The organism is Colwellia sp. (assembly GCF_013215345.1).
In the GTDB taxonomy this organism is placed as follows: domain Bacteria; phylum Pseudomonadota; class Gammaproteobacteria; order Enterobacterales; family Alteromonadaceae; genus Colwellia.
Genome location: NZ_JABSOV010000034.1, coordinates 13,553 through 37,315 on the forward strand (window position 1 = coordinate 13,553; position 23,763 = coordinate 37,315).

At 38.8% G+C, this 23,763-nt stretch carries 27 protein-coding genes; 11 read left to right on the top strand and 16 right to left on the bottom strand.

Translation table 11 applies throughout. The features are described 5' to 3' along the window. Window positions 1–9 precede the first annotated feature (9 nt). Entirely contained in the window at window positions 10–147 is a 138-nt protein-coding gene (locus tag HRT50_RS07215) for a hypothetical protein (protein ID WP_291612846.1), read from the top strand. An 87-nt stretch (window positions 148–234) separates the two neighbouring features. Here HRT50_RS07215 and HRT50_RS07220 read toward each other — a convergent pair whose 3' ends face one another. From HRT50_RS07220 to nfuA, 4 genes are all read right to left on the bottom strand, one after another. Then, entirely contained in the window at window positions 235–384 is a 150-nt protein-coding gene (locus HRT50_RS07220; RefSeq protein WP_291612848.1) for a hypothetical protein, read from the bottom strand. A 255-nt stretch (window positions 385–639) separates the two neighbouring features. Continuing rightward, complete coding sequence (locus HRT50_RS07225) at window positions 640–1,008, bottom strand: VanZ family protein (RefSeq protein WP_291612850.1); 369 nt, start codon at window positions 1,006–1,008, stop codon at window positions 640–642. 25 nt (window positions 1,009–1,033) lie between these two features. Further along, window positions 1,034–1,288, bottom strand: a complete 255-nt coding sequence (locus HRT50_RS07230; RefSeq protein ID WP_291612852.1) for a hypothetical protein — start codon at window positions 1,286–1,288, stop codon at window positions 1,034–1,036. A gap of 35 nt (window positions 1,289–1,323) precedes the next feature. Beyond that, on the bottom strand, window positions 1,324–1,902 hold the full coding sequence (gene nfuA, locus HRT50_RS07235) for a Fe-S biogenesis protein NfuA (protein ID WP_291612854.1): 579 nt from the start codon (window positions 1,900–1,902) through the stop codon (window positions 1,324–1,326). A gap of 173 nt (window positions 1,903–2,075) precedes the next feature. Here nfuA and HRT50_RS07240 point away from each other — a divergent pair, with 173 nt between their 5' ends. Then, window positions 2,076–4,652: a M14 family metallopeptidase gene (locus tag HRT50_RS07240; protein WP_291612856.1), complete on the top strand. Its 2,577-nt coding sequence runs from the start codon at window positions 2,076–2,078 to the stop codon at window positions 4,650–4,652. A 53-nt stretch (window positions 4,653–4,705) separates the two neighbouring features. Here the strand turns inward: HRT50_RS07240 and HRT50_RS07245 are convergent, their stop codons facing one another. After that, on the bottom strand, window positions 4,706–5,470 hold the full coding sequence (locus tag HRT50_RS07245; protein ID WP_291612859.1) for a ComF family protein: 765 nt from the start codon (window positions 5,468–5,470) through the stop codon (window positions 4,706–4,708). Between the two features lie 71 nt (window positions 5,471–5,541). Between HRT50_RS07245 and bioH the strand changes: the two genes are divergently transcribed. The 3 genes from bioH to HRT50_RS07260 all read left to right on the top strand — a co-directional run bounded on the left by bioH (window position 5,542) and on the right by HRT50_RS07260 (window position 7,863). Further along, on the top strand, window positions 5,542–6,363 hold the full coding sequence (gene bioH, locus HRT50_RS07250) for a pimeloyl-ACP methyl ester esterase BioH (protein WP_291612861.1): 822 nt from the start codon (window positions 5,542–5,544) through the stop codon (window positions 6,361–6,363). A gap of 128 nt (window positions 6,364–6,491) precedes the next feature. Further along, window positions 6,492–6,794 (top strand): hypothetical protein, encoded by a 303-nt coding sequence (locus tag HRT50_RS07255; protein WP_291612863.1) that lies wholly within the window; start codon window positions 6,492–6,494, stop codon window positions 6,792–6,794. Window positions 6,795–6,843: 49 nt separating this feature from the next. After that, a complete protein-coding gene (locus tag HRT50_RS07260; RefSeq protein WP_291612865.1) occupies window positions 6,844–7,863 on the top strand; it encodes a putative metalloprotease CJM1_0395 family protein in 1,020 nt (339 codons plus the stop codon). Between the two features lie 20 nt (window positions 7,864–7,883). Here HRT50_RS07260 and HRT50_RS07265 read toward each other — a convergent pair whose 3' ends face one another. Next, entirely contained in the window at window positions 7,884–8,540 is a 657-nt protein-coding gene (locus HRT50_RS07265) for a TetR/AcrR family transcriptional regulator (RefSeq protein ID WP_291612867.1), read from the bottom strand. A 235-nt stretch (window positions 8,541–8,775) separates the two neighbouring features. On the opposite strand from HRT50_RS07265, the gene coaD reads away from it, so the two are divergent. Further along, window positions 8,776–9,249 carry a pantetheine-phosphate adenylyltransferase gene (gene coaD, locus HRT50_RS07270; RefSeq protein WP_291612869.1) on the top strand — a complete coding sequence of 158 codons (474 nt, stop codon included), beginning with the start codon at window positions 8,776–8,778 and terminating at the stop codon, window positions 9,247–9,249. Window positions 9,250–9,254: 5 nt separating this feature from the next. On the opposite strand, the gene mutM is transcribed toward coaD, so the two are convergent. The 8 genes from mutM to radC form a co-directional block, all read right to left on the bottom strand. Then, window positions 9,255–10,070: a bifunctional DNA-formamidopyrimidine glycosylase/DNA-(apurinic or apyrimidinic site) lyase gene (gene mutM / locus HRT50_RS07275; protein ID WP_291612871.1), complete on the bottom strand. Its 816-nt coding sequence runs from the start codon at window positions 10,068–10,070 to the stop codon at window positions 9,255–9,257. A 50-nt stretch (window positions 10,071–10,120) separates the two neighbouring features. Further along, window positions 10,121–10,621, bottom strand: a complete 501-nt coding sequence (locus HRT50_RS07280; protein WP_291612873.1) for a hypothetical protein — start codon at window positions 10,619–10,621, stop codon at window positions 10,121–10,123. Between the two features lie 155 nt (window positions 10,622–10,776). Continuing rightward, a complete protein-coding gene (gene rpmG, locus HRT50_RS07285) occupies window positions 10,777–10,932 on the bottom strand; it encodes a 50S ribosomal protein L33 (protein ID WP_011041084.1) in 156 nt (51 codons plus the stop codon). A 27-nt stretch (window positions 10,933–10,959) separates the two neighbouring features. Beyond that, complete coding sequence (gene rpmB / locus HRT50_RS07290) at window positions 10,960–11,196, bottom strand: 50S ribosomal protein L28 (protein ID WP_019029297.1); 237 nt, start codon at window positions 11,194–11,196, stop codon at window positions 10,960–10,962. Between the two features lie 270 nt (window positions 11,197–11,466). Continuing rightward, complete coding sequence (locus tag HRT50_RS07295; RefSeq protein WP_291612892.1) at window positions 11,467–11,901, bottom strand: hypothetical protein; 435 nt, start codon at window positions 11,899–11,901, stop codon at window positions 11,467–11,469. Further along, the gene (locus tag HRT50_RS07300) at window positions 11,888–12,556 is read right to left on the bottom strand and encodes an AAA family ATPase (RefSeq protein ID WP_291612894.1); all 669 of its coding nucleotides are present in this window, start codon (window positions 12,554–12,556) and stop codon (window positions 11,888–11,890) included. The genes HRT50_RS07295 and HRT50_RS07300 overlap by 14 nt, the downstream gene beginning before the upstream one ends. Window positions 12,557–12,664: 108 nt before the next feature. Next, on the bottom strand, window positions 12,665–12,976 hold the full coding sequence (locus tag HRT50_RS07305) for a PilZ domain-containing protein (protein ID WP_291612896.1): 312 nt from the start codon (window positions 12,974–12,976) through the stop codon (window positions 12,665–12,667). A 97-nt stretch (window positions 12,977–13,073) separates the two neighbouring features. Then, the gene (gene radC, locus HRT50_RS07310) at window positions 13,074–13,796 is read right to left on the bottom strand and encodes a DNA repair protein RadC (protein WP_291612898.1); all 723 of its coding nucleotides are present in this window, start codon (window positions 13,794–13,796) and stop codon (window positions 13,074–13,076) included. A gap of 398 nt (window positions 13,797–14,194) precedes the next feature. Here radC and coaBC point away from each other — a divergent pair, with 398 nt between their 5' ends. From coaBC to HRT50_RS07325, 3 genes are all read left to right on the top strand, one after another. Continuing rightward, window positions 14,195–15,412: a bifunctional phosphopantothenoylcysteine decarboxylase/phosphopantothenate--cysteine ligase CoaBC gene (gene coaBC, locus HRT50_RS07315; protein ID WP_291612900.1), complete on the top strand. Its 1,218-nt coding sequence runs from the start codon at window positions 14,195–14,197 to the stop codon at window positions 15,410–15,412. A 68-nt stretch (window positions 15,413–15,480) separates the two neighbouring features. After that, complete coding sequence (gene slmA / locus HRT50_RS07320) at window positions 15,481–16,077, top strand: nucleoid occlusion factor SlmA (protein WP_291612902.1); 597 nt, start codon at window positions 15,481–15,483, stop codon at window positions 16,075–16,077. A gap of 92 nt (window positions 16,078–16,169) precedes the next feature. Next, window positions 16,170–17,648: an aminoacyl-histidine dipeptidase gene (locus HRT50_RS07325; protein ID WP_291612905.1), complete on the top strand. Its 1,479-nt coding sequence runs from the start codon at window positions 16,170–16,172 to the stop codon at window positions 17,646–17,648. Between the two features lie 46 nt (window positions 17,649–17,694). On the opposite strand, the gene HRT50_RS07330 is transcribed toward HRT50_RS07325, so the two are convergent. Continuing rightward, window positions 17,695–18,753 (bottom strand): GGDEF domain-containing protein, encoded by a 1,059-nt coding sequence (locus tag HRT50_RS07330; protein WP_291612907.1) that lies wholly within the window; start codon window positions 18,751–18,753, stop codon window positions 17,695–17,697. A gap of 201 nt (window positions 18,754–18,954) precedes the next feature. Then, on the bottom strand, window positions 18,955–21,390 hold the full coding sequence (locus tag HRT50_RS07335; RefSeq protein ID WP_291612909.1) for an EAL domain-containing protein: 2,436 nt from the start codon (window positions 21,388–21,390) through the stop codon (window positions 18,955–18,957). 179 nt (window positions 21,391–21,569) lie between these two features. Between HRT50_RS07335 and HRT50_RS07340 the strand changes: the two genes are divergently transcribed. Further along, window positions 21,570–22,598, top strand: a complete 1,029-nt coding sequence (locus tag HRT50_RS07340) for an extracellular solute-binding protein (RefSeq protein WP_291612911.1) — start codon at window positions 21,570–21,572, stop codon at window positions 22,596–22,598. Window positions 22,599–22,784: 186 nt separating this feature from the next. Next, window positions 22,785–23,435 carry a response regulator transcription factor gene (locus HRT50_RS07345; protein WP_291612914.1) on the top strand — a complete coding sequence of 217 codons (651 nt, stop codon included), beginning with the start codon at window positions 22,785–22,787 and terminating at the stop codon, window positions 23,433–23,435. Window positions 23,436–23,763: the final 328 nt, after the last annotated feature.

A 23,763-nucleotide genomic window follows, 5' to 3' on the forward strand; every position in this document is an offset into this window, starting at 1 on the left:
GGTATTTCTTTGTTTAACACTAGCCATTTAGATCAACACAAACGCTTATTTTACTTAGCGTTACCGATGATTTTATCAAATATAACCGTACCTTTACTCGGTTTAGTCACTACGGGCTTAAGTGCGCAATCATGGCTTATGGGCTGATTTTTCAATTTTTATGCTGGTCAGAGGGGCGACCCTAGCATGGCACTTTCATTACTATCGACGAGAAAGTGCTTGAGCGCATTTTTGTTAATTGAGTTTGTCCGGTGCCGGTTTTAAATTGGGGATGCTAGTGCCGCCCATAGCTTGGCAGACAACAGCAAAACAAAAAAAGGTAGTGGCACCCAGAGCGGCTTTAATATCTGCAGTAACGTCACTGCCATAAACTAGAATTGCCATAAACTAGAATTGCCGTAAACTAGAATTGCCACTACTCCAATAGCAGCTAAACCAAAACTAGTCTGGGCAATAATTGCAGAGATTTTTTGCCATAACCGCTTAGGTGGGTGTACGACAGGAAGATGGTGAGCTGGAGTTTCTTTTGACATAAGGTAACTGACTTGATTGGCTTAAAGTGGCATGATTTTAACATGCCACTATCTGTCAAGCTTGATGCCGGTCAACGATTAATCAATCACTTACCAGCCTGGTAAATTATATGTTACTCGGCGTATTCTGAAAAAAGTATTCAATAATTTTTGCCAAGATAATGCCGCAAGCTAGACCTGCAACATTGGCGGCCATATCAAGCCATTCGCCATAACGATTAACATACGGCTGAATCAATTCAATGGCACCACTAAAAGCTGTGAAACCTAAAGCAATCCATAACCAATATTTTGGTTTCCTCAGTGCTACTGGCAACATTAATGCGCCATAAGATATAAAATGATGAGTTTTATCGCTACCCGGGACTTGCGGTAAATGGGCAACTGGCCATAAAGATAAAGCCGCGATAGCGGTCAGTAAAAAAACCGTAATGATAAGCCAATAGCTTTTTATTAAATTAATTATAAGATGCATTTAATTTGTGGGTAACTCATTTTTTTCATCGGTTTTTATTAGCCGGTCGAGTGCGGAAGATAATATTTAACCAGCGATTGGCAAATATACCTAGGTAAGCCCAAGCCGAAATTAAGCATGCAAAGCCAAGTATTACCACGCCAATTACCTGCCAAAGGTGGTGATAAAAATAGCCCAAGGCTACAAAAATTAGCCCTATAACAAAAAGGCCAAGTCCACGTAAGAACAGGGTTAAACTGCGCTGTGGATTTTGGCCTAATTTTTCGAGTAACTTAATCATATAAACTGTCAGCTAAACTCCTAGCTAAGTAGGGTTTAGTAATATGAATGATCGCCGCGTTCATGCTCAGTTGCATCTTTAACGCCTTTAATTTCATCACCCATTAAATCAACTAATTGCTTTTCAATACCATCTTTTACTGTCACGTCAATTTGTGCACAACCATTACAGCCACCGCCAAATTGTAATACCGCATAACCGTCGTCAGTAATTTCAACTAAGGTACATTCACCGCCATGACCCGCTAATTGAGGGTTAACTTCCGCTTGTAGAAAGTAATGTACACGTTCAAATAGTGACGCATCATCAGCAACTTTACGTAGCTTAGCGTTAGGCGCTTTCAAAGTAAGCTGTGAGCCCATTTGATCAGTAGTAAAATCAATTTCAGCGTCTTCTAAAAAGCCTTTACTGTCGGCATCAACCATAGCTGAAAAGCCGTCAAAAGGAATTTCAATATCGTCAGACTCTATCGCGTCAGGTGGGCAGTATGAAACGCCACACTCAGCTTTCGCTGTACCTGGATTGACGACAAAAACACGAATACGGGTACCTTCAGCTTGTTGCGAAAGTAAATTAATAAAATGCTTTTGAGCATTTTCTGAAATACTGATCATTATTTTAACTCTCTTTGCTCTCTGATACTTATTCAGTTTTATCCATTAAAAATGAAAAGTACCTGACTGTTTTACTCAAGTATGACCATTTTACTCTGCAATTTAGTTATGTGCTAATGATTTTTACGCTTTTGTTTGCTACTTTAGACGAGTCTAATAAAGGGGCCTCCTAGATGTTACTTATACGAATTCTAATTATCTCATTCACCTTACTCTGCTCTATTTGGCTTAATGCCAAGCCAGTACAAAGTTACTTGCCCGCAGGCAGCCAATTTAATAATAAAATCCCCTTACCCAGCAGCACTTTAGGCTTTGAAATTGGTCAACGCCATATCAGACATGATCAACTGAGCAGCTACTTCTATACACTAGCCAATAACTCAGCACGGGTGAATATTACCTCTATGGGTAAAACTGCTCAGCAAAGAGAGCAATTACTCGTGACTATTTCTAGCCCTAAAAACCTCGCTAACTTAGCCAGTATACTCAGCGAACGCGATTTATTTTCACCAAATAAGCAACAACTTACTAAGCAAAAATCCGATGAGGCGCCCTTAGTAATTTGGTTAGGTTATAGTGTACATGGTGATGAAATAAGTGGTGCTAATGCTGCCATGATAGTTGCTTATTACTTAGCGGCTAATGACGATAAAAAGATAACGGAATTACTTGCCAATACCGTCATAGTGTTAGAGCCAAGTATTAACCCTGATGGTATGGACAGATTTGTTAATTGGGTTAGCACTTACCGCAACTCAACTGATAATAGTGACGCTAATCATATGGAGCATCACCAAGACTGGGTTACCGGCCGAACCAATCACTTTTGGTTTGATCTAAATCGCGATTGGTTATTACTTTCTCAACAAGAGAGCAAACACAGATTAAAGTATTTCCATCAGTATCAACCGCATGTTGTCGGTGATTTTCACGAAATGGGTCACAACAGCAGTTACTTTTTTCAACCGGGTATTCAAAGCCGTACACATCCGCTAACGCCAAAGAGAAATGTCGAATTAACCACGACCTTGGCAACCTTTCATGCGGCAGCGTTAGATAAGCAACAGCGCCTTTATTACAGTGAAGAAAATTTTGATGATTTCTACTATGGTAAAGGCTCAACCTACCCAGATATTAATGGCAGTATCGGCGTTTTATTTGAACAAGCCAGTGCCAGAGGTATGCAGCAAGAAAGCATCAATGGTTTACTAACCTTAGAGTTTAGTATTGAAAACCACGTGACCACATCGCTTTCAACCATTAATGGTGCTTGGGAAAATCGTCAGCAATTAAAACAATACCGCAGTAATTTCTACCAGCAAAGTAATAAACTAGCCAAAAAAGAAGACTTTTCCGGTTACTTATTACATGAAAGTAAAGATAACTATCGTCTTAATGCTTTGTTATCAAATCTTACTCAGCATAAAATTAAAGTTTACCCGCTTACTGCTGATTTTGAATTTAAAGATAAAGAATATCAAAAAAGTAACAGCTATTATTTACCCCTTGCTCAACCACAATTCCGCCTGATTCAAGCTTTGTTTAATCGACAAACCAATTTCAAAGATAATACCTTTTACGATGTTTCTGGCTGGACTATGCCTTTGGCAATGAACATTGAAGCGGTTCAAGTAAACCGAACACGAGGACTAAAACTGGCCAAACAAGCTTGGTCGATACCCGCTACATTTACACAGAATAGCAAAAACCAATCGGCTTATGGCTATATCTTCGAGTGGCATCACTTTTTGGCGCCAAAATTACTTAATAATCTACTCGCCAACAATATCAAAGCAAGAGTAGCCACTAAGTCTTTTTCTAGTTTAATCAATGGCAAAGAGAAGCATTTTAAGACAGGCAGTATAGTGATTCCAGCAGGTATTCAACAAAATACAGATTGGCAAGGACTATTAATTGCTGCCAGTAATCATGTAGGCATCCCCTTAGACACCATTACTACCGGTTTAACAATGAAAGGCGTTGATATTGGTAGTAGTTCATTAAAGCCAATAAAAAAGGCTAAGACGCTGTTGTTGGGCGGTAGTGGTATTTCTCAGTATGAAGCTGGCGAAGTACGCTTTTATCTTGATGAGACACTAAATATCCCGTTATCAATTATCGATCACAGCAAGCTAAGACGCGTGGATCTATCAACTTACAGTCATATTATTCTTGTTGATGGTAATTACCAGCATGTCTCTGAGCATACCGCGAAGCAATTAAAGCAATGGGTCAAGCAAGGTGGCGTGATTATCGGCCAAAAACGCGGGGCGCAATGGTTAGCAAAACAAGAAATATTACGTACTAGATTCTTCACGAAGAAACAGATTAATCAGTTATTTGATCATAATAACCTGAGTTATCAAGATAAGGAAAAACTCGCTAGTCGCAAACGTATTGCCGGCGCTATCTTCCAAGTAGAATTAGATACTAGTCATCCGTTAGCTTATGGTTATCAGCAAAGTTTATTGCCAGTATTTCGTAATAGCAATTTAATTATGGAGCAGCCTCAACAACCGTTTGTCACTTTAGCGCGTTATACTCCATCACCACTGCTAAGTGGCTATACTGACAAGAACTTAGTTAATCGATTAGCACATAACGCTGCCATTGTTGCTCACAACGTCGGTAAAGGTAGAGTTATTGCCACCACAGAGGTACTCGCTTTTAGAGGTTATTGGCATGGTACTGCTAAACTGCTCGCTAACAGCTTATTTTTCAGTAAAGCTTTTTCAACGCCATATAAGTAAACACCAATCCGAATAAAAAAGTGCTTTATTAGAGCGAATTTAAAGGTTTAAAACTAGCTAATAGTTTTAGGTAGGGTTAAGCAAACTGTAACTAAGGTTATGGTTTCAACCCCTGATTGTTTCAATAACTTACTGATTTCACTAACCGTGGTACCCGTAGTAACCACATCATCAATAATTAAGACATGCTTGATATCGCTCGCTAAGTTTCGCTGTAACACAAAGGCATTAGCTAAATTCTTGCGCCTTTGAATACCTGTTTTTCCCATTTGGCTAGTATTATTGGTAATACGCACCACTAACTTAGCGTCGTAAGGCAGCGCTAGCTGCTTAGCAAAACACTTGGCGATAAGGTGTGCTTGGTTATAACCACGCAGCTGCCACTTTTTAACATGTAAGGGCACCGATAACACCAAGTCAACGGGAGCTAATGTGTTATTCTTTGCCATTGCTCGCCACTGAGCACAGAGTAGAGCACTAAACAAAGGGGCTAGCTCAAATCGACCTAGATATTTCATTTGCGCCAGCCATTTATTGAAGGGGTAGATATAGGGTGATAAGGCAAAGAGTTGTTCAAAATGAATTTTTGGTAAAGCACGATGAATTGCCGGCCAACTAAGTAAATTACCCGAAACTAGTGCTTGGTCAAAATAAGGTAAATCGTTGATACAATCTTGGCAAAGCAAGGCTTGCGGGAGCGAATAACCAAGCAAGTAGCTATTGCTAACATTTGCACCACACAGATCACAACAGCTAATACTCCTGAGTGTTTTAATATAAAAGCTTTTAAGTTTGCTTAGGTCTAGCTGCCATGCCACCTTGCTTTCCTTTTGCTATCAACTGATATGAGATAAACTAAACCTTTATACCTAATTACGCAGTAGTAAGCATGGCAAACAGCTTAAAATTTTCCACCTTCCCTCCTAATAACAGCCTTAATAAAAATGCCATTCCTATTGTGCTCATTCATGGTTGGGGCTTGAACTCTGGTGTTTGGCAGCCGCTGTTAAAATTATTCAGTGAAAATGAAAATAGTAATTTCCAATTAATAACGGTGGATTTACCGGGCTTTGGCATCAATAGTGCTGTTGATATAAAACCCTATACTTTAGCTAATATTTGCCATCATCTAGAGCAGGTTATTGAACAACCTGCTATCTACCTTGGCTGGTCATTGGGCGGCTTAATTGCGACAGAAATGTCTCTTAAGTACCCGGAAAAAGTATTAGCACTGATTACGGTTGCCAGTAGCCCGTATTTTGTCGAGCAACAAAAAAATGACTGGCCGGGTATCAAGGAGAATGTGCTTGCTAGTTTTCATAGCCAATTAGCGCAAGATACCGCGAAAACGATAACTGGTTTCTTAAAAATTCAAGCCATGGGCAGCCCACATATTCGACACGATTTAAAGCTGATAAGTAAGTTAGTTATGGCACATTCCCTACCTAGCCAAAAGACATTAACCGACTCACTGGCATTATTGAGTCACTGTGATCTACGCCAAAAATTACCTAATATTCAACAACCTTTTTTAAGGTTATACGGACAGAACGATAGCTTGGTACCCAAAGCAGTGATCGATAAAATTAATCGTTTAGCTCCCCAGAGTGACTTGCACTTATTTGACCACGCTTCCCATGCGCCATTTATTTCTCATCTTGATGACTTTTATCATGTGTTAATTACTTGGTTAAATTCACATTTCAACTGAAATAATGCCGAAGTCATACCGAAAAAATAGCGAGATAATGCCTTGTCTAGAGGAAATTTCAGCTTTACTTTTTCGCCATTTAGATTAATAATTAAGCAATATAGCTATTAAGCAGTGGAGGATTACCCATGGAAATACCATCTGCATTTAATTCAGGGTTACAAGGCTTACAAAATGCTAGAGCAACGGCTGATCAAGCTGCTGCAGATATTGTCGCCACAACAACATTTAGCACCGAACAACAAATGAATCCAGCCGCAAATGGCGAGGTAAATACTGAGGTGACTAAGCCAAATAGTAACTTAGAAATACCAGATTTAAATCGAGCGATTGTTAATTTGAAAGTTGCTGAATTTCAAGCCAAAGCTTCGATAGAAGTGATTAAAAGTGCTGATGATGCACTTGGCACCCTACTGGATGTAACCGCCTAACAATATATACCCGTTAGCTTTTTTATTAATTGGTAAATAATTTGTATTTATGAATATCACTCCGCATGCAGCAAACTTATCCTTAGCAACGGTGGTTAACCCACCTACGGAAGGCTTGCGCCGAGATAACCATCAACGACAAATTATCACTCAAGTTACCGCCACCAACCCTGCTGCCGCTGAAAAAGGTGTCGCTTCAGAAAAAGAGCGTGCTAGAACACCTGCCCAAGTAAACGAACAAGTCGATTTTGCTAACCTAAGAAAACAAACCGAGCATGCTGCTAGCTCTATTGCTGAGCAAGAGCAAGGCAAGCAACAGCAAGACGAGCAGAGCTCTCAACATAATTCTGAACATAAGCAAGAAGAACAAAATGCTGACGCTGGAGTTGCTACTTCAGAAGACGATAAGGATAACGAAGCAAGCAAGCAAGCACTTGCTGATGAAAAAATTATTAGTCAGCTACAACAAAGAGATAAAGAAGTAAAATCGCACGAGTTAGCTCACGCAACCATAGGTGGTTCTGCGACAGGCTCCCCTACTTATACTTTTAAAATGGGCCCTGATGGAAAAAAATATGCAGTAGGTGGCGAGGTTGCTGTCGACTTAAGCAGTGTCGCTGGTGATCCACAAGCAACCATCATGAAGATGCAAAAGGTGCATGCGGCGGCATTAGCGCCAGCAAATCCGTCAACACAAGACACCAGAGTTGCCGCCAGTGCAGTACAAAAAATTCTCGAAGCACAATCAGAACTATTAACGCTCAACAGTGAGACGGCGACTCAAGACAGTAATGCTAGTAGCAATCTTAATATCAAATCTAATCCGAGTATTAATGATAATCAAGGTGATAACAGTACTGATTTTGATAGCTTAATCAAACAAACGTTATCCGCACAAGAAGCTATTATTTCCAGCTCATCAAATCAAAAGCTAGCCTCTAATCCAAGTACTGAGAGTGTGCAATCGAATGAGGTACAACAGCGAGCGCAGCGTATAGAAAGCTTTTACTTTACAGTAAGCCAAGGTTATGAAAAACCGGATAACTTTCAATTCGAATTAACCGCTTAGCACTTGACGCTTAACTAAGATTAAACTGGCTCTGCCGCTTCTTGGTACCTTTGCTGATATACATCGCGCGCTTGATTAAGTTCACTTATGGCATGTGCTTTAGTGTATGGACGTAAAATCACTAATATTTTAAGTACCCCTTGATAAAATACCGAATCATTGACTTCATTAACTATGTTTTGGGTTTGATAAAAACTTACCCAAAAGGTATTAATAAGACGTAAAATACTGACAATATCAGCCAATTCATCATCACCAAAATCAATGATATCTGCAGCTCTTAATGAAAGTAGTAGTTGACTTACACGCTCTGAAATAGACTGCTGAACTTCAACATATTTTTCTCGCAGGCTAGGACTTTTATCCAGTAACACAGGTAGGTTGCTATAAAAAAAACGAAATTTCATTGTCGTTTGAAAAACCGCATCCATATACACAACAAGTGAGTCTAGTGGCTTTACTTCCGCAGACACCTTAGGCAAGGTATCCAATAGCAAGCTACGTGCATACTCTTCGTAAATAGATAAAATAATGTCTTCTTTATTACGGAAATGATAATACAGATTACCAGGGCTAATGGCTAAGTGAGCAGCGATATGATTAGTGGTGACATTACGCTCTCCTTGCTCATTAAATAATTCAATACTGGCCTTGATTATTTTATCACGGGTTTTCATGCAACTACTTCTTATTGATTTGATTAAAACTAGCACAATAATACTATCAAAATTCAGTATATATAAAGTGTTTTGAGTAAATACTTTAAGCTTTTTTGTTTTTCTTGATGATTAATTATTCATTTTAGTTGGTTATCCATGGCTTAGCGATAGACTAGCAAACATAAAAACTTGGCACTAAGTCACTTCTAGCATTACAATAACCCTTAACAACCGTTAAATAAAACAGTAGATAATGACGATAAAAGCAATATACCCAGGTACTTTTGATCCCGTTACCAATGGCCATAGCGACTTAATTGTTCGCGCTAGTAAATTATTTAGTGAAGTCATTATTGGTGTTGCTTCAAGCCCCAGTAAACAACCACGCTTTGATTTAACACAGCGTGTTGCCATGATTGAGCAAGTAACTCAAAATTTAGAGAATGTGACTGTCGTTGGCTTTAGCGGCTTATTAGTTGATTTTGCTAAGCAACACCAAGCCAAAGTACTTATTCGTGGTTTACGCGCAGTGTCAGACTTTGAATACGAATTTCAGCTTGCCAATATGAATCGTCGCTTATCCCCTGATCTTGAAAGTGTATTTCTGACACCGGCAGAAGAAAATTCATTTATTTCATCAACCTTGGTAAAAGAAGTTGCCCTTCACCATGGCGATGTAAGTCAGTTTGTCCATCCGGTAGTAAAAAAAGCATTAGAACAAAGCTAGGGACTCTAATCCTGTTGGCAAATAGGGCAATAGACAGAGCTACGATTAGACTGTCTAATTTCCTCTAACTTAGTCTGGCAAGTCAAACAGGCTTGCCCTGCACGACCGTATACCATCAGTGATTGAGCAAAATAACCTGGGCGGCCATCTGCTTGGGTAAAGTCCTTAAGAGTGGTGCCCCCTTGGGCAATCGCAGCACTCAGTACTTGTTTAATAATATTGGTTAAATTATTGAGTCTTGCCTCATCAATATCACCCGCTTTCGTTGTCGGTAAAATTCCCGCTTGGAATAATGCTTCATTAGCATAAATATTACCTACCCCTACGACAATATGATTGTTCATTAAAAAGGTCTTGATAGGTACTTTTCTATTTTTAGCTTTGCTAAACAAATAACCTGGATAAAAGTCATCACTAAGTGGCTCTGGTCCTAACTTACTGAGTAAGCCTAATTCATCTTCATCATTCGCTAGCCATAAAACCGCACCAAAGCGTCGAGGATCATTAAGGCGCAATATCTTGCCGTGTTGAAAAACGAGGTCAAAATGATCATGCTTAGCTACAGGGGTATCATGCTCAATAACTCTTACCGTGCCTGACATACCTAAGTGCAGTAATAACGTACCTGTTTTAAAGCGCAATAAGAGGTATTTAGCGCGGCGATCAACAGCAAGTACAGGTAAGCCTACTACAGAGCGTACTTCTTCAGGGATAGGCCATCGTAAGCGGCTATCACGAATAGTCACCTTAATGACCTGCTGGGCGATTATATGAGGGCTTATACCTAAGCGGCATACTTCAACTTCGGGTAATTCTGGCATAATTTATTCTTATTTGAGCAATGGAAACTGTTGTCTCTTAAAAAAGATGACTACAAAATAATAGGTAATAGCTGCTGAGCTAATGCTGGAGGCAAGGCTAACCAGGTATTGCCTTGTTGCTGATAAACTAATAACTGGTCATTAAGTGGATATAACATAAAAATTCGTGCTTGCGATTCTCCCGCTAAAGCAATTTTCACTGTAATACTTTGCTCACTATCAATGATAATTTCAGCGGCCTGTACTAAGCCACTACTTTCTTGCCAAGCAAACATCATCTGCTCAATCTGTTGATCAGTTTTTTCCAACAAGACACCTTTAGCCGTTAACTGCCAACTGCGGCCTCTACGTTCAAATAACACTTGTTGGCTGAATGAAAAATCGATTGCTAGCGTTAAAATAATACTATGTTGAGGGAGAATTAATTGCTCGGCATTATTTGTCTTTCCTTCCTTTGGGAAGAGTTTGTCATTAGTAGCATTGATCAATAAAATTATTATCATTACTGAAAATATAATGACGTTATTCCACCCGGTCCGAGATAGTTTCATACAAATATTCCACGTTAGCTATGCCATTATCATACTGAACTTTTTATAGAATAGCGCGCATAACAGCCCACATGCATTTACAAATGCAGCTTATGCTTTATTCCAGACATAAAAAAACCCGGTATAAACCGGGTTTTTAGTAGAAACAAAATTAATTACTTAATTTTAGCTTCTTTATAGATTACGTGCTTGCGAATGGTTGGATCAAACTTTTTGATTTCCATTTTCTCAGGCATAGTCTTTTTATTCTTATCAGTAGTATAAAAATGACCAGTACCAGCACTAGAAACTAAACGAATTTTATCGCGCATAGTATTTTCCTTAGAATAATAAAGTTATTAAACTTTTTCGCCACGGGCACGGATGTCTGCTAAAACAACATCAATACCTTTTTTATCGATAATACGCATTCCTTTCGGAGTTAAACGTAATTTAACGAAACGATTTTCACTCTCAACCCAAAAACGGTGAGATTGAAGGTTAGGTAAAAAACGACGACGAGTCGCGTTTCTTGCGTGAGAACGGTTGTTTCCAACCATTGGCACTTTGCCTGTTACTTGGCAAACTTTAGACATGTGAGTACTCCAATATTAATTTCAGCTCGAGCTATATTTTCCCCAAGACCGTCGTCTCGGGATCCTGAAAAAGGTGGCATATTATAGAGAAACTGATTAACTAATACTAGCTTTAATAGAAAAATACTAAAAAAATAGTAGTTCTCAATAAGTTTCATATAGTTAAATAGGATATATAAAGAAAAAACTCAGCTAAACAGTGAGTTTTCGACTAAATAGTGTCTCTTTCAAGGGTAAAAAGTCAACAAAATTTAGTTAAAATATGTGAAATTAACCGATTCTTGACTGCAATAACTTCTTTAATTGCTCATTTTGTTCTTTATTACACAATTCATCGATTAAAATACGTAAAATATGAGATTTAGCTAAGTCTGATCCTGCAGATAAATCATGAAGCTGCTCAATAGCCTCTTCACTTAAAGTAAAAGTTGCCCGGCGAAATGGCTTTTCAGCCTTATTTCTAACACCAGCCTTAACCTCTTGCGCCTGCCGATGTTCCATTTCTGTCATTTCAACATAGCGCTTTGCTTCACTAAACGCTTGCTTAAGGTTTAACTTATGAGCAGTGCCTTCGTTAGTCAATTCACTAACAATTTTAGGGGCGCCTTTTGCATAATCTTCAGCATCGGAGATAAACTCATCGATGGTGAAGTTTTTCTTTTTCGCCTTGCCGTCCTTGCTTTTCTTTAAATCAGTTAAACTCATGTGAATTGTCCGGTTCCATTGCCAATAACTCTTCGGCAATAGCCATCATCTCTAGGGCAGCTTTACCTGTGGGATCTATTTCAATAACAGAAGATCCCTGCTCTTCACTATCATCATAAACGTTACGATTATAGGTTACGGCATCTAAAACATTAATGCCATATGAGCTACACACTTCTTTTGCTTCAAGTATTCTTCCCGCTTGGTTTGGTAATGATGGACACTGGGTAATAACAAATGAGGCTATCATTTTCGGATTGACCATTTTACAGGTACTGAGCATATCTTCCATATGCGCTACTGTTTTCAAATCTCGCCTTTTAGGCCTTAAAGGAATAATGACGTGATCTGCAACAGACATTGCCGCCCTCAAGGCAAGGTTATCTTGGCCACCACAATCGACGATAACGTAGTCATAATGCTGTACTAAGCTCAGCAAATCATTACGAATCTTGCCATACAATTGAATACAATTAATTGCCGGTAATGACGGATCGCCATTTCTAGCTTGTATCCAATCTGAAGTTGTTCTTTGCGGATCACAATCAACCATTAACACTATTGCTTTCTTATTTCCGGCGAAATATACCGCTAAGTTTTGCGCTAAGCAGCTTTTGCCACTGCCTCCTTTTTCGCCACCCACTAATATCATCATGCTTAGTACCGTCCTTTACCACAATATAATTAACATCTTACCGTGCTAATTGTAGTTCAATTTCACGATATTGCTTTTACCTCAACAAGCCAACTTACTCTTTAATTACTAAGCATTTTTATCTAAGACTAAAGCAATTTCAAACCAGCCATTTTCTTGTTTAATACTGCGCAACACTTTGCCATAAAGCTTTTGGTGACGGGCATTTGCTGATTTAAATACCACGGTTACGGCGGTATTAACGGGTAAGCTTTCATCACAATCTAATTTCAAGCCACCACGGGCAAAATCTAAACAAATAATTTTTTTATTATGTTCTTGACCTTTTTCATCGCTCCAAACGATATCCACCAGCTCTTTTTCCATATCTAAACGAAACGATCTACGGCGTTCCATTTCCTCGCTATTACTATCAGTCATCGGATGATCCTTCTTTCTTATTGTTTAAGGTAGTCACTAATTAAAAGTAATTGCCTTTCAAGTTTTTAGCAAATTATCCACTATATCTCCCTTTTAATTAGGGAATTTCATCATGTTCTGCAAACGAATAACATTGATTGCCCGCAACAATGATATGGTCCAATACCCGCACATCAATTAGCTGCAACGCTTGTATTAATTTATTAGTTATTTGTTTATCGGCAAGGCTTGCTTCGGCGACACCTGAAGGATGGTTGTGCGTTAAAATTACCGCAGCCGCATGATGTTTTAATGCTTGTTCGACGATAACTCTAGGGTAAACAGCGGCCGCATCCAGTGTGCCAAAGAATAGCCGTTCAAAGGTTAATACTTGATGCTGATTATCTAAAAATAATACCGCGAATATTTCACGATTTTCAAAACGTAATTCACTTATTAAGTAATCGCGAGTTGCTTGTGAAGAGGTTAAAACACAATCGCTCTGTTTCATTTTCTCGGCTAAATAACGTTTAGACATTTCTAAACAAGCTTGCAGTTGTACATACTTAGCCGTACCAAGTCCGTGTCTTGCACAAAAATCCTCCTGACTAGCAGAAAAAATAGCACCCAGACTACCAAAGCTCGTCAGCAACTGCCGTGCAAGATCGACCACATGGCAGCCTTTGACCCCGGTTCTTAAAAATATCGCCAACAACTCTGCATCACTTAAACTTGCTGAGCCCAAATGAACCAGCTTCTCTCGCGGCCTTTCTAATTCGGGCCAATCTTTTAACACACTTGACTTTAGCGGTAATTTTTTAAGCGCTGTTCCTTTTAACATAAGTGCGTCCTTGCTTTACATTTTGGTGTTTTTTATAAATACCCAAGCCACCTCAAGATGCAGGATTCAGCTGGAATTAGAAACGTTTTTAGGCAAGGCATTAATTGAAGAGAATGGTTATTCCCTTGTCAAAATCAATAACGATGTATAAAGCGTTTCTAAACCAGCCCTTCGGGGACGTCTGAGTAAATCACGTTCATCGTTACGTAGTTAATTAAGGGAACAACCATTAATAAACTACTCACCTTGAGCATGAATCACTCAGGCGTCCTGAAACAAACATCTTGAAGTCGCTAGGGTATATGAGTAACTGTCTTTATTTAGCAACAGTTATTTCTAAATAATGCCAATAAATGTTATCTTATCGGCATTATTGGTTACTTTAAGATTAGCAGCTTATGCAAATTCTTCAGGACAAAAAAATACTACTGGGGATTACTGGTGGCATCGCCGCCTACAAAACCCCCGAATTGGTACGCCGACTTAAAGATCAGGGCGCAGATGTACGTGTGGTTATGACCGACGGCGCTAAAGCTTTTATTACCCCGTTAACACTGCAAGTTGTCTCGGGAAATCATGTTGCAGATAGCTTACTCGATAGTCAGGCTGAACTTGCCATGGGTCATATTGAATTGGCTAAATGGGCTGATTTGATTGTAATTGCTCCTGCCACCGCTGATATTATTGCTCGCATCACTGCCGGCATGGCCAATGATTTATTATCCACTTTATGTTTAGCGACCAGTGCGCCAATCGCCATTGCTCCAGCTATGAATCAACAAATGTGGCATGCCAAAGCAACTCAAGCAAATATCAACACATTAAAGCAATGGGGCCTGCATATTTGGGGGCCTGGTGCTGGCGAACAGGCTTGTGGCGATGTTGGCTTAGGTCGAATGCTAGAAGTTGATGAATTGGTGAGCTTGAGTAGTGATTTTTTTGCCGACAAATATCTACAAAATCAACACTGGGTTATTACTGCCGGACCAACACGTGAAGCGATAGACCCTGTGCGATATATTTCTAACCATAGCTCAGGAAAAATGGGCTATGCAATTGCTCATGCCGCATTACGTGCTGGCGCTAAAGTGACTTTGATTTCGGGACCCGTAAATATCTCAGCTCCCATAGGCTGTCAGTTAATTCAAGTCACTAGTGCCGAAGAAATGCATCAGCAAGCGCTAACTTACGCGCCACAAGGGACTACTTTTGTTGCTTGTGCTGCCGTTGCTGATTACCGAGTTGCTGATATTGCCAAAGAAAAAATTAAGAAAGACAATGAACATATGCAACTTTCTCTCGTCAAAAACCACGATATTGTTGCTGATGTGGCACAGTTAGCTAATAAGCCTTTTATCGTTGGTTTTGCTGCTGAAACACAAAACCTCGAGCACTATGCCCGTGGTAAGTTAATGCGTAAAAATTTAGACTTAATTGCTGCCAATGATGTGTCGAAAGCAGGACAAGGTTTTAACAGTGATGATAATGCCTTAACCCTTTTTAGCTCTGTGGATAAGGTAGAAATTCCTTTGGCCAATAAACAGGTCATTGCCAAACAGCTAGTATCATTAATCAATCAACATTATCTAGCAAAAGTACTAAGCAATAAAACTTAATAACTTTAAGAGCTAGCTAGCTCTGTAAGCTTAACGGATAGCACAATAACAATAGAGAATGTTTAACTATGGTCGCCACACAAAGTAAAAACCAAAAGCCAAACCGTAAACACCAAATATTAGAATCTTTAGCATTAATGTTAGAAAATTGTCCGGGACAGCGTATCACTACGGCAAAGTTAGCTGCGGAAGTGGGTTTTTCAGAAGCCGCTTTATACCGTCACTTCCCGTCAAAAGCACGTATGTTTGAAGGCTTAATTGACTTTATTGAAGAGTCTATCTTTTCTCGCATCAATTTAATTTTAGCGGACCATAAAGAAGCCTTAGTAAGATGCCATCATATCCTGCATGTGTTATTAGTTTTTTCTGAACGTAATCCTGGCATGTGTCGAATTTTAGCGGGTGACGCCTTAATGGGTGAAAATGAACGCTTACGTGGCAGAGTTCATCAATTTTTTGAAAAATTAGAATCACAATTTAAACAAGTTTTGCGTGAACGTAAACTACGTGAAGGCAAAACCTTTACTATTAGTGAAGCCGCTTTAGCTAGCTTACTTGTTGCTTTCGCTGAAGGTAAAATGAGTCAATTTGTTCGCTCAGGTTATAGTAAAAAACCCAGTAGTGACTTTAGTGAACAATGGCAATTTTTAATGGCCGATAAATAATAGTAATAATACTGTCTCCATCTAAGCTGTAAATAGCATTGGCTATGCCTGTTATTTACAGCAAATAATATTAATATTTCCCGAGGAAACCTATGAGTGCTCTTTCACAATTAAAGCCTGCCAGCTTGTGGCAATTATTTGAAAAAATTTGCAGTATTCCACATCCATCTAAACATGAGCAAAAAATCTCTTTGTGGATTCAAGACTGGGCCAAAGAACTTGGTTTAGCTATTAAGGAAGATGCTGTCGGCAACTTAATTATTAAAAAGCCAGCAACCGCAGGCATGGAAGATCGCAAAGGCACTATCTTACAAGCACATATGGATATGGTGCCACAAAAAAACAATGACACTGACCATGATTTTTTAACCGACCCAATTAAACCCTATATTATCGAATCAGATGACATTGATTCAGGAGAGTGGGTAACGGCTGAAGGGACAACACTAGGTGCTGACAACGGTGTTGGTTTAGCTTCAGCATTAGCTGTTTTAGCCAGTGACGATATTCCTCATGGCCCATTAGAAGTACTGGTAACCATTGATGAAGAAGCCGGTATGACTGGCGCTTTTGGCCTAGAAGCAGGTTGGCTTGACGGTGATATTTTAATCAATACCGATTCTGAGCAAGAAGGTGAGGTGTACATGGGTTGTGCTGGTGGCATTGATGGCAATGCAACTTTCCCACTAACTTTTGAGCATGTGCCAAGCGATTATAAAGCTTTTAACTTATCTATCTCTGGTTTGAAAGGTGGTCATTCAGGTGTTGATATTCATACTGGCCGTGCCAATGCTAATAAATTATTAGTGCGCTTTTTATTAGAGGCTAGCAATGAGTTCGATATAGGTTTAACTGAGCTAAATGGTGGTAGTTTACGCAATGCTATTCCTCGCGAAGCCAATGCCAGTTTTGTTATTGCTAAAGATAAAATTGAGCCATTAAAAATTGCTTTAGCAGACTACTTAGCAACCATTAGAGCAAACCTTGGTGCTATCGAAACTGATATCGACATGTTATTAATTTCGCCCGAAGACTTTGACCAGTGTTGGACAAAAGCAACACAAGCCGCCATTTTACGCGCGCTCAATGCTTGCCCAAATGGTGTGATGCGCATGAGTGATGATATTGAAGGTATTGTTGAAACCTCACTCAACTTAGGTGTAATCCGTACCAGAGGAAAAAAATTCAGTGCCATGACGCTTATACGAAGCCTGCATGACGATGGCCGTTTAGAAACTCAACTGACAGTACAATCTGTTTTTGAACTTGCTGGTGCTAGCATTATCTTCTCAGGGGCATACCCTGGTTGGAAGCCTAATACCGATTCTGCCATCATGCAGACCGTACGTGATACCTATCAAAGCATATTTAATAAAGTCCCTGCGGTAATGGTCATTCATGCGGGCTTAGAGTGTGGTTTATTTAAAAGCGCTTATCCGCATTGGGATATGGTGTCTATTGGACCAACAATTAACTTCCCTCACTCACCCGATGAAAAAATTGAAATTGCTAGCGTTGCGCTCTATTGGCAATTATTAGTCGCTGTATTGGCTAATATTCCCAAAAAATAACGACTGTATAACCCTGATAAATGGCTAGCCTATGGCTATCTGTTTATCAGTTGGATATTACCACCTTATTTCTCCCAGAATTTTTTGCTTGATATAACAATTTATCCGCTAATTCATAGGCAGTTTCTACGGCTATATTTTGTTTCGAATTAATCAATAATAGCCCAGCAGATATGGTTATTTTCTTTTCAATATCACAGTATTGATCCAAACTTTCTACTGCTATCCGAATATCTTCGATTAACTTGACAGCGGCCTGGTCACTTTTCGCTTGATACAAGAGTGCAAACTCTTCACCACCTAAACGGAAAACTGCGTCATTACCCCGCTTCATTTGTATTTTTAATAAATTTGCTAGTGCAACAAGGGCCACATCACCAGCAGGATGGCCAAAAGTATCGTTATAGCCTTTAAAATGATCTATATCGATAATCACTAGTGCTAATAAATCATGGCTTCTGTTGGCACTTCTCATTTGCTGTGGCAGTACTTCATCAAAATGGCGACGGTTAAAAAGGCCTGTTAAAGCATCTGTTTTGCTTAACTGCTCTAACTGGCTTTTGGCGGTAATTAATTTTTCAAATGTTCTCGAAATAAGCATTTCCGCCAAATAGGCAAAAAAGAGGGTAAAACAAGCAACCATAGTAAAGCGTACAAACTCCATAGTAGTCAATGCGCTAGGAGTAAATGAAAATAATAATATAAGTAATATCGTCAAATAAAACAGAGATATTCGTAAACCTGTTCGGTGCCCATAGAGGGACATAACGAGGAAGATATAGAGAAGAGACCAAATGGGGGTATATTCTTTACCCTGATTAAAATAAACCACCAACAAAATACCCAATGCCATAAAGTGCAAGACAATATGTGAAGCGTATTTTCGTTGCTGACCAGGTAAAATCATTATTAATGACATAATGATGAATAAGCTAAGGTTCACATAAAAAGTAGCTTGGTTGCTATAAATAAAGTTACCAAGCAGCAAAACGGAGAGGATAGTAAAAGATAATAACAAGATAAATTTACTGGTAACTTTTTTCCTATATAAGTTATTCTCAATATCTTTATCTAATTGTAGGTAAGCTTTAAACCATGTTTTCATTACAGAAAATCCAATTTTTCAACATCAACCTAGCTGAGCTTATCATAGAAGAAGCTCACCTGTTAAACTTAGCGCTTGGTTTCATAGCTGCTAGGTTAGAATAAATCATTGCTGATTGCACAAGCTCAACTGTACATTAGTTCACATTCAATAGCCGTAGCTGAATCTTCGTCAGAGTTTTATTTTTTCAACTGAATAAGTTTAAATATTTGCTAGTAACGCCAGAGGTATGTAGTCTTGCTCCTTCTTAACTACAACCCGTTTCTCTTGCCAAGCTTGCTTACTTAAGTAGTCATCTAAATCGTGCGGAGGTATTGGCTTGGAAAAGTAATAACCTTGCATTAAATGACAAGCCGAGTCATTGAGCCAATCGAAGGTGAGTAGGTCTTCCACCCCCTCGGCTACTACCTGCATATTTAATGCTTTAGCCATGTCTATCATTGCTTTAACTAGCTTCTTCGAGTCTTGATGCCCCTCTGTACTAGCTAAATCAAATACAAAGCTACGGTCTATTTTTAAGACATCGATTGGAAAGTCTCGTAGTAATGATAAAGATGAAAAACCAGTACCAAAATCATCTAAAAATATTTTAACGTCCAGTTGCTGCAAACTAGTTAAGTTCTTTTTAACAATAGTTTTATTATCAATAAGCGCCGATTCGGTCAGCTCTACCGCCAATAACTTACCCGGAACATTATATTGCAATAACGCCTTAGCGATTTGCTCGACAACTTCACCTTGCGCTAATTGTATTGGTGATACATTAATACTAATGTAAGGGCAGCTTTCTTCACCGTACCTTTTGAGCCAAATTGCTAGCTGACAGCATGCTGATTCAATAAGCCACTTACCTAATATATGAATAAGACCTGTTTCTTCAGCAACTTCGATAAATTCATCGGGAAAGATCATACCCTTTGCAGGGTGCAGCCAACGACTTAGCGCTTCAAAGCCTTTTAAATTTTGATTATCGTGTATAGGCTGTAAGTATATGCTTAGCTGATTATTAGCAATGGCATCTGCTAGGTCATCTTCAATATCTTGTTTTAACACTAGACTTTGGTGCATATTTTCTTGATAAAACACCACCCTCCCTCGCCCTAATCGCTTGGCTTCATACATAGCTATATCAGCATTTCGAATCACGTCGTTGGCACTAGTATCTACCGTATGACTTAGATAGATGCCTATACTGGCACCAATGCGATATTTGTTATCATCAATAAGATATATTTGTTCTAAACGCCTCAATATTCGTTCAGCAACCAAAGTCACGGTCACTTGGCAGAAACTATTATGCAGCAGTACTGCAAATTCATCGCCACCAAAGCGAAATAATAAATCATCAAAACGGGCTGTCTGCTGTAACCTTTGCGCCACTTGCTGCAATAACTTATCGCCAACTAGATGTCCTTTGGTATCGTTTACCTTTTTAAAGTGGTCTAAATCGATAAACAATAAGCTAAAGCCTTCATCACTATGACGATTTGTCTGCTTGGTTAACTTTTCTAGTTCATTAGTTAGCGCCTGCTTGTTAAGCAATTGTGTTAAATCATCATGGCTAGCTTGATACTGGAGTGATGCTGTTTTTTCTTTTACTAGAGAGTTAGCCCAGCGCACGCGGTTGATATACATCCATAAATATATGCTTAATCCTAGAGTCAAAGTCAGTATTATCATAGCGGCGCCGTAAGCATATAATCGACTACGAGAGTCATAACCTAGTTTAGTGAGCTCTATGGTCCATAGCTGGTTAGCAAATGGAATAGTCGCCTGCAACTTTGACCGTTTCTCCGGCGAATAACAACCTGAAACACAATGTTCTCGCCATTGCGAATCATATATTTTTTCACTTTTATCCTGACTATTAAAAATTGAAATTTGATAGTTCTTTGAGTTAGTAAGATCTCCCCAAAGGGTATCAACTAATTGGTTAGTCATAACAATGCCAACGAGGTAACCGCGTAAGTTATCGCTAGATGCCGTGTCATTTTTAAAGATAGGTAATAACAATCTAAAACCTAATTCATTTTGTTCATTGTTGAACTTGGCGGAGCTTATACTGCCACTGTGCAGTGCTTTATTCATACTAGTGGCGATAGTGCAGTTAGTATCTAGCTGCAATCCCAATTCATGACCAATAAACTCTGCTGGCTGAGCAAATAAAACGGGAAACGTGGCATTGGCAGCTAACTTAGGGCAGTTTGTTAGCAAATTATTCATTGCACGAATCTGATAATCAAAAATGCCACTGGCACGAACTTGCTTTTCAAAATTAGCCACTTGGCTTTTTTCAACCGCTGGCGCCCATTGCACGCCACGCATACCCGTATTTTTAAGAAAATCTCGTGTAATTAGTTGCGCAAAATCTTGCTGATGCAACTCTGGCTTAATCTTAAATAAACTTTGTGTTGCCAAGAATACTTTATTAATAGTCGAAATGGCTTGGGTTAGACTGGTTACTTTATCTTTAAAGCTTGCCTGAAATTGTTGATGGCTATGTTGCTCTTCATAATAGTTAACGGTCAGAAAAGCTGTATAGGCTAGTATCATCCCGAGCAACCATAATAAAACTATGCCAGAATATCGCTGCCAAAAAAAATGACTTTTTTTAACACCCGTCATCAAGAAATTCACAAAATTACCTTACGCTATTTAACGCTTATAAACATTAGCCGAGCATAGTGCCACTTGACCAAATAATGCTCCGCACACCAAGTGCAGCGTTTGTTAAATCAATGCTGTACATGATAACTGAACCATGCTTAAATGCAAACGATTCTCATTAACGTATCTGTGCAAATTCAGGACTTTCCGTGAAAAAAATTGTTTTTTTATCTTTATTATCTGGAATATTGTTAAATTTTTCCTTCATCGCTGAGAGCAATGCCAATCAAAATATGGTTAATGTTTATTCTTTTCGTCAAGTGAAATTAATTGAGCCGTTAATTAAAGTATTTACTGAACAAACAGGTATTAAAGTGAATGTTGTTAGCGGCAAAGCAGATAAGTTAATGCAGCGACTGATTCAAGATGGTGATGATAGTTTTGCTGATGTATTACTAACCGTAGGTGCAGCTAGGCTTGATAAAGCTAAACGATTAAACCTTATCAAACCAATCAGCTCGGCGATATTGCTCGCTAATGTGCCAGAAAATTTACGAGATCCGGAAAATTATTGGTTTGCTTTATCATTACGGGTTAGAGCTATTTTTTACGCTAAAGATAAAATTAACCCACAGCTGCTAACTAGCTATGAATCATTATTGAATAAACGTTGGCTGGGTAAAATATGTAGTAGAGCTGGTAATCATTTTTATAATCGCGCTATGGTAGCTAGCTTTATTTATCACTACGGTGATGACTGGACTAAAAATTGGGTACAAAATTTTAGTGATAATTTAGCCATGCGACCTAATGGTAACGACAGAGATCAAATGAGAAAAGTGGCTCGGGGCGATTGTGATATAGCCATAGCCAACAGCTATTACTATGGCATGTTATCAAATAGTATTAAACAGAGTGATCGTGAAACTTATCAAAAAATCGGCATTATTTTACCACAAAGTAGAGATATTGGTAGCCATGTAAATATTAGTGGCGCAGCCCTTACTCACTCGGCTAAAAACGTTGATAATGCCATTAAATTCATTGAGTTTCTCACCACTAAAAAAGCACAGAAAATATACGCACATAGTAATTTTGAATTCCCCGTTCATGCTGATATTCCCGCAGGTGAATTTATTACTTCATGGGGTGAGCTTAATGCCGATACCCAACCTATTCTGCATTTGCCTCTATACCATAAGCAAGCAGCGGAGATAATTTCCCAAAGTAATTGGTAATGTATTTAAAAATATCTAAACTAGACGAATACAATGAAACAGTGTGATGAATAGTTATTACCTTTTCACTGCTCCGACTTAACAAAAATAGCGTATTAGTTACCCGATGTTCACTACTAATAACTAAGCTATGTTATTAAAAAGATTTCCGTTAGAATGGATGAATCACTATTTAGGATATTTGTTATGATTCAGCCAGAAAAAATAATAATAGCTGACGATCATCCCTTATTTAGACAAGCGCTATTAGGGACATTAAAAGCCAAGCTAACATATACCACATGGCTTGAAGCAGAAACAATTGAAGAACTTGAACAACAACTCACCAACAATAATGATAGTGATTTGTTATTACTGGATTTAAATATTCCTGGTGCTCATGGCTTTAATACCCTAATCCATGTGCGTAATCACTTTCCACAAATTCCTGTAGTAATTGTATCCGCTCATGAAGATCATGACACCATCAGTAAAGCGATGGAATATGGTGCCGCTGGTTTTGTGCCAAAGTCCACACCTGTTGATGATATTTATTCAGCTATTGTTGCTGTATTAGCAGGTAATATTTGGTTGCCTGCTTCTTTTGAACAAGCACCAAGTAGCAATAGTAAAAGTAATATTGCTGAACGCGTCGCCAGTTTAACGCAGCAACAATACCGTATCTTAATGATGTTTGCCCAGGGCATGCTAAATAAGCAAATTGCTTACGATTTAAATGTATCAGAAGCGACTATTAAAGCCCATGCGACCGCCATTTTCAGAAAACTTGATGTGCGCAACCGCACGCAAGCTGTGATTGTCATTGCCCAGTTAAACTTATCTGAGGCAAGCTTTTAACAAGCTGCACTGCCGTAAGTTATATTAACTTGATGACTGAAACAAAAAAGCACGTCAATGATCGCTCATTGACGTGCTTTTTCAATTATATGCTTACAGCAAACGAATATAATGAGGATAAATAATCGAATTCAAGGCGTGTGATTGAGCAATAGCTGGCTATTGGGATTGAGCACAACGCAGAAGTTGTTTATTTAACCTGATCTCGGTTTAAGATATATTTAACTCATTGAAACTATTAGCCAAATAAATTAGTGCTACCTCTAGCTTGATAGTTTTTCTTAATTCAAGGCTAATTTACGCGTCAATAGCTGGCCTATTGCAAGTG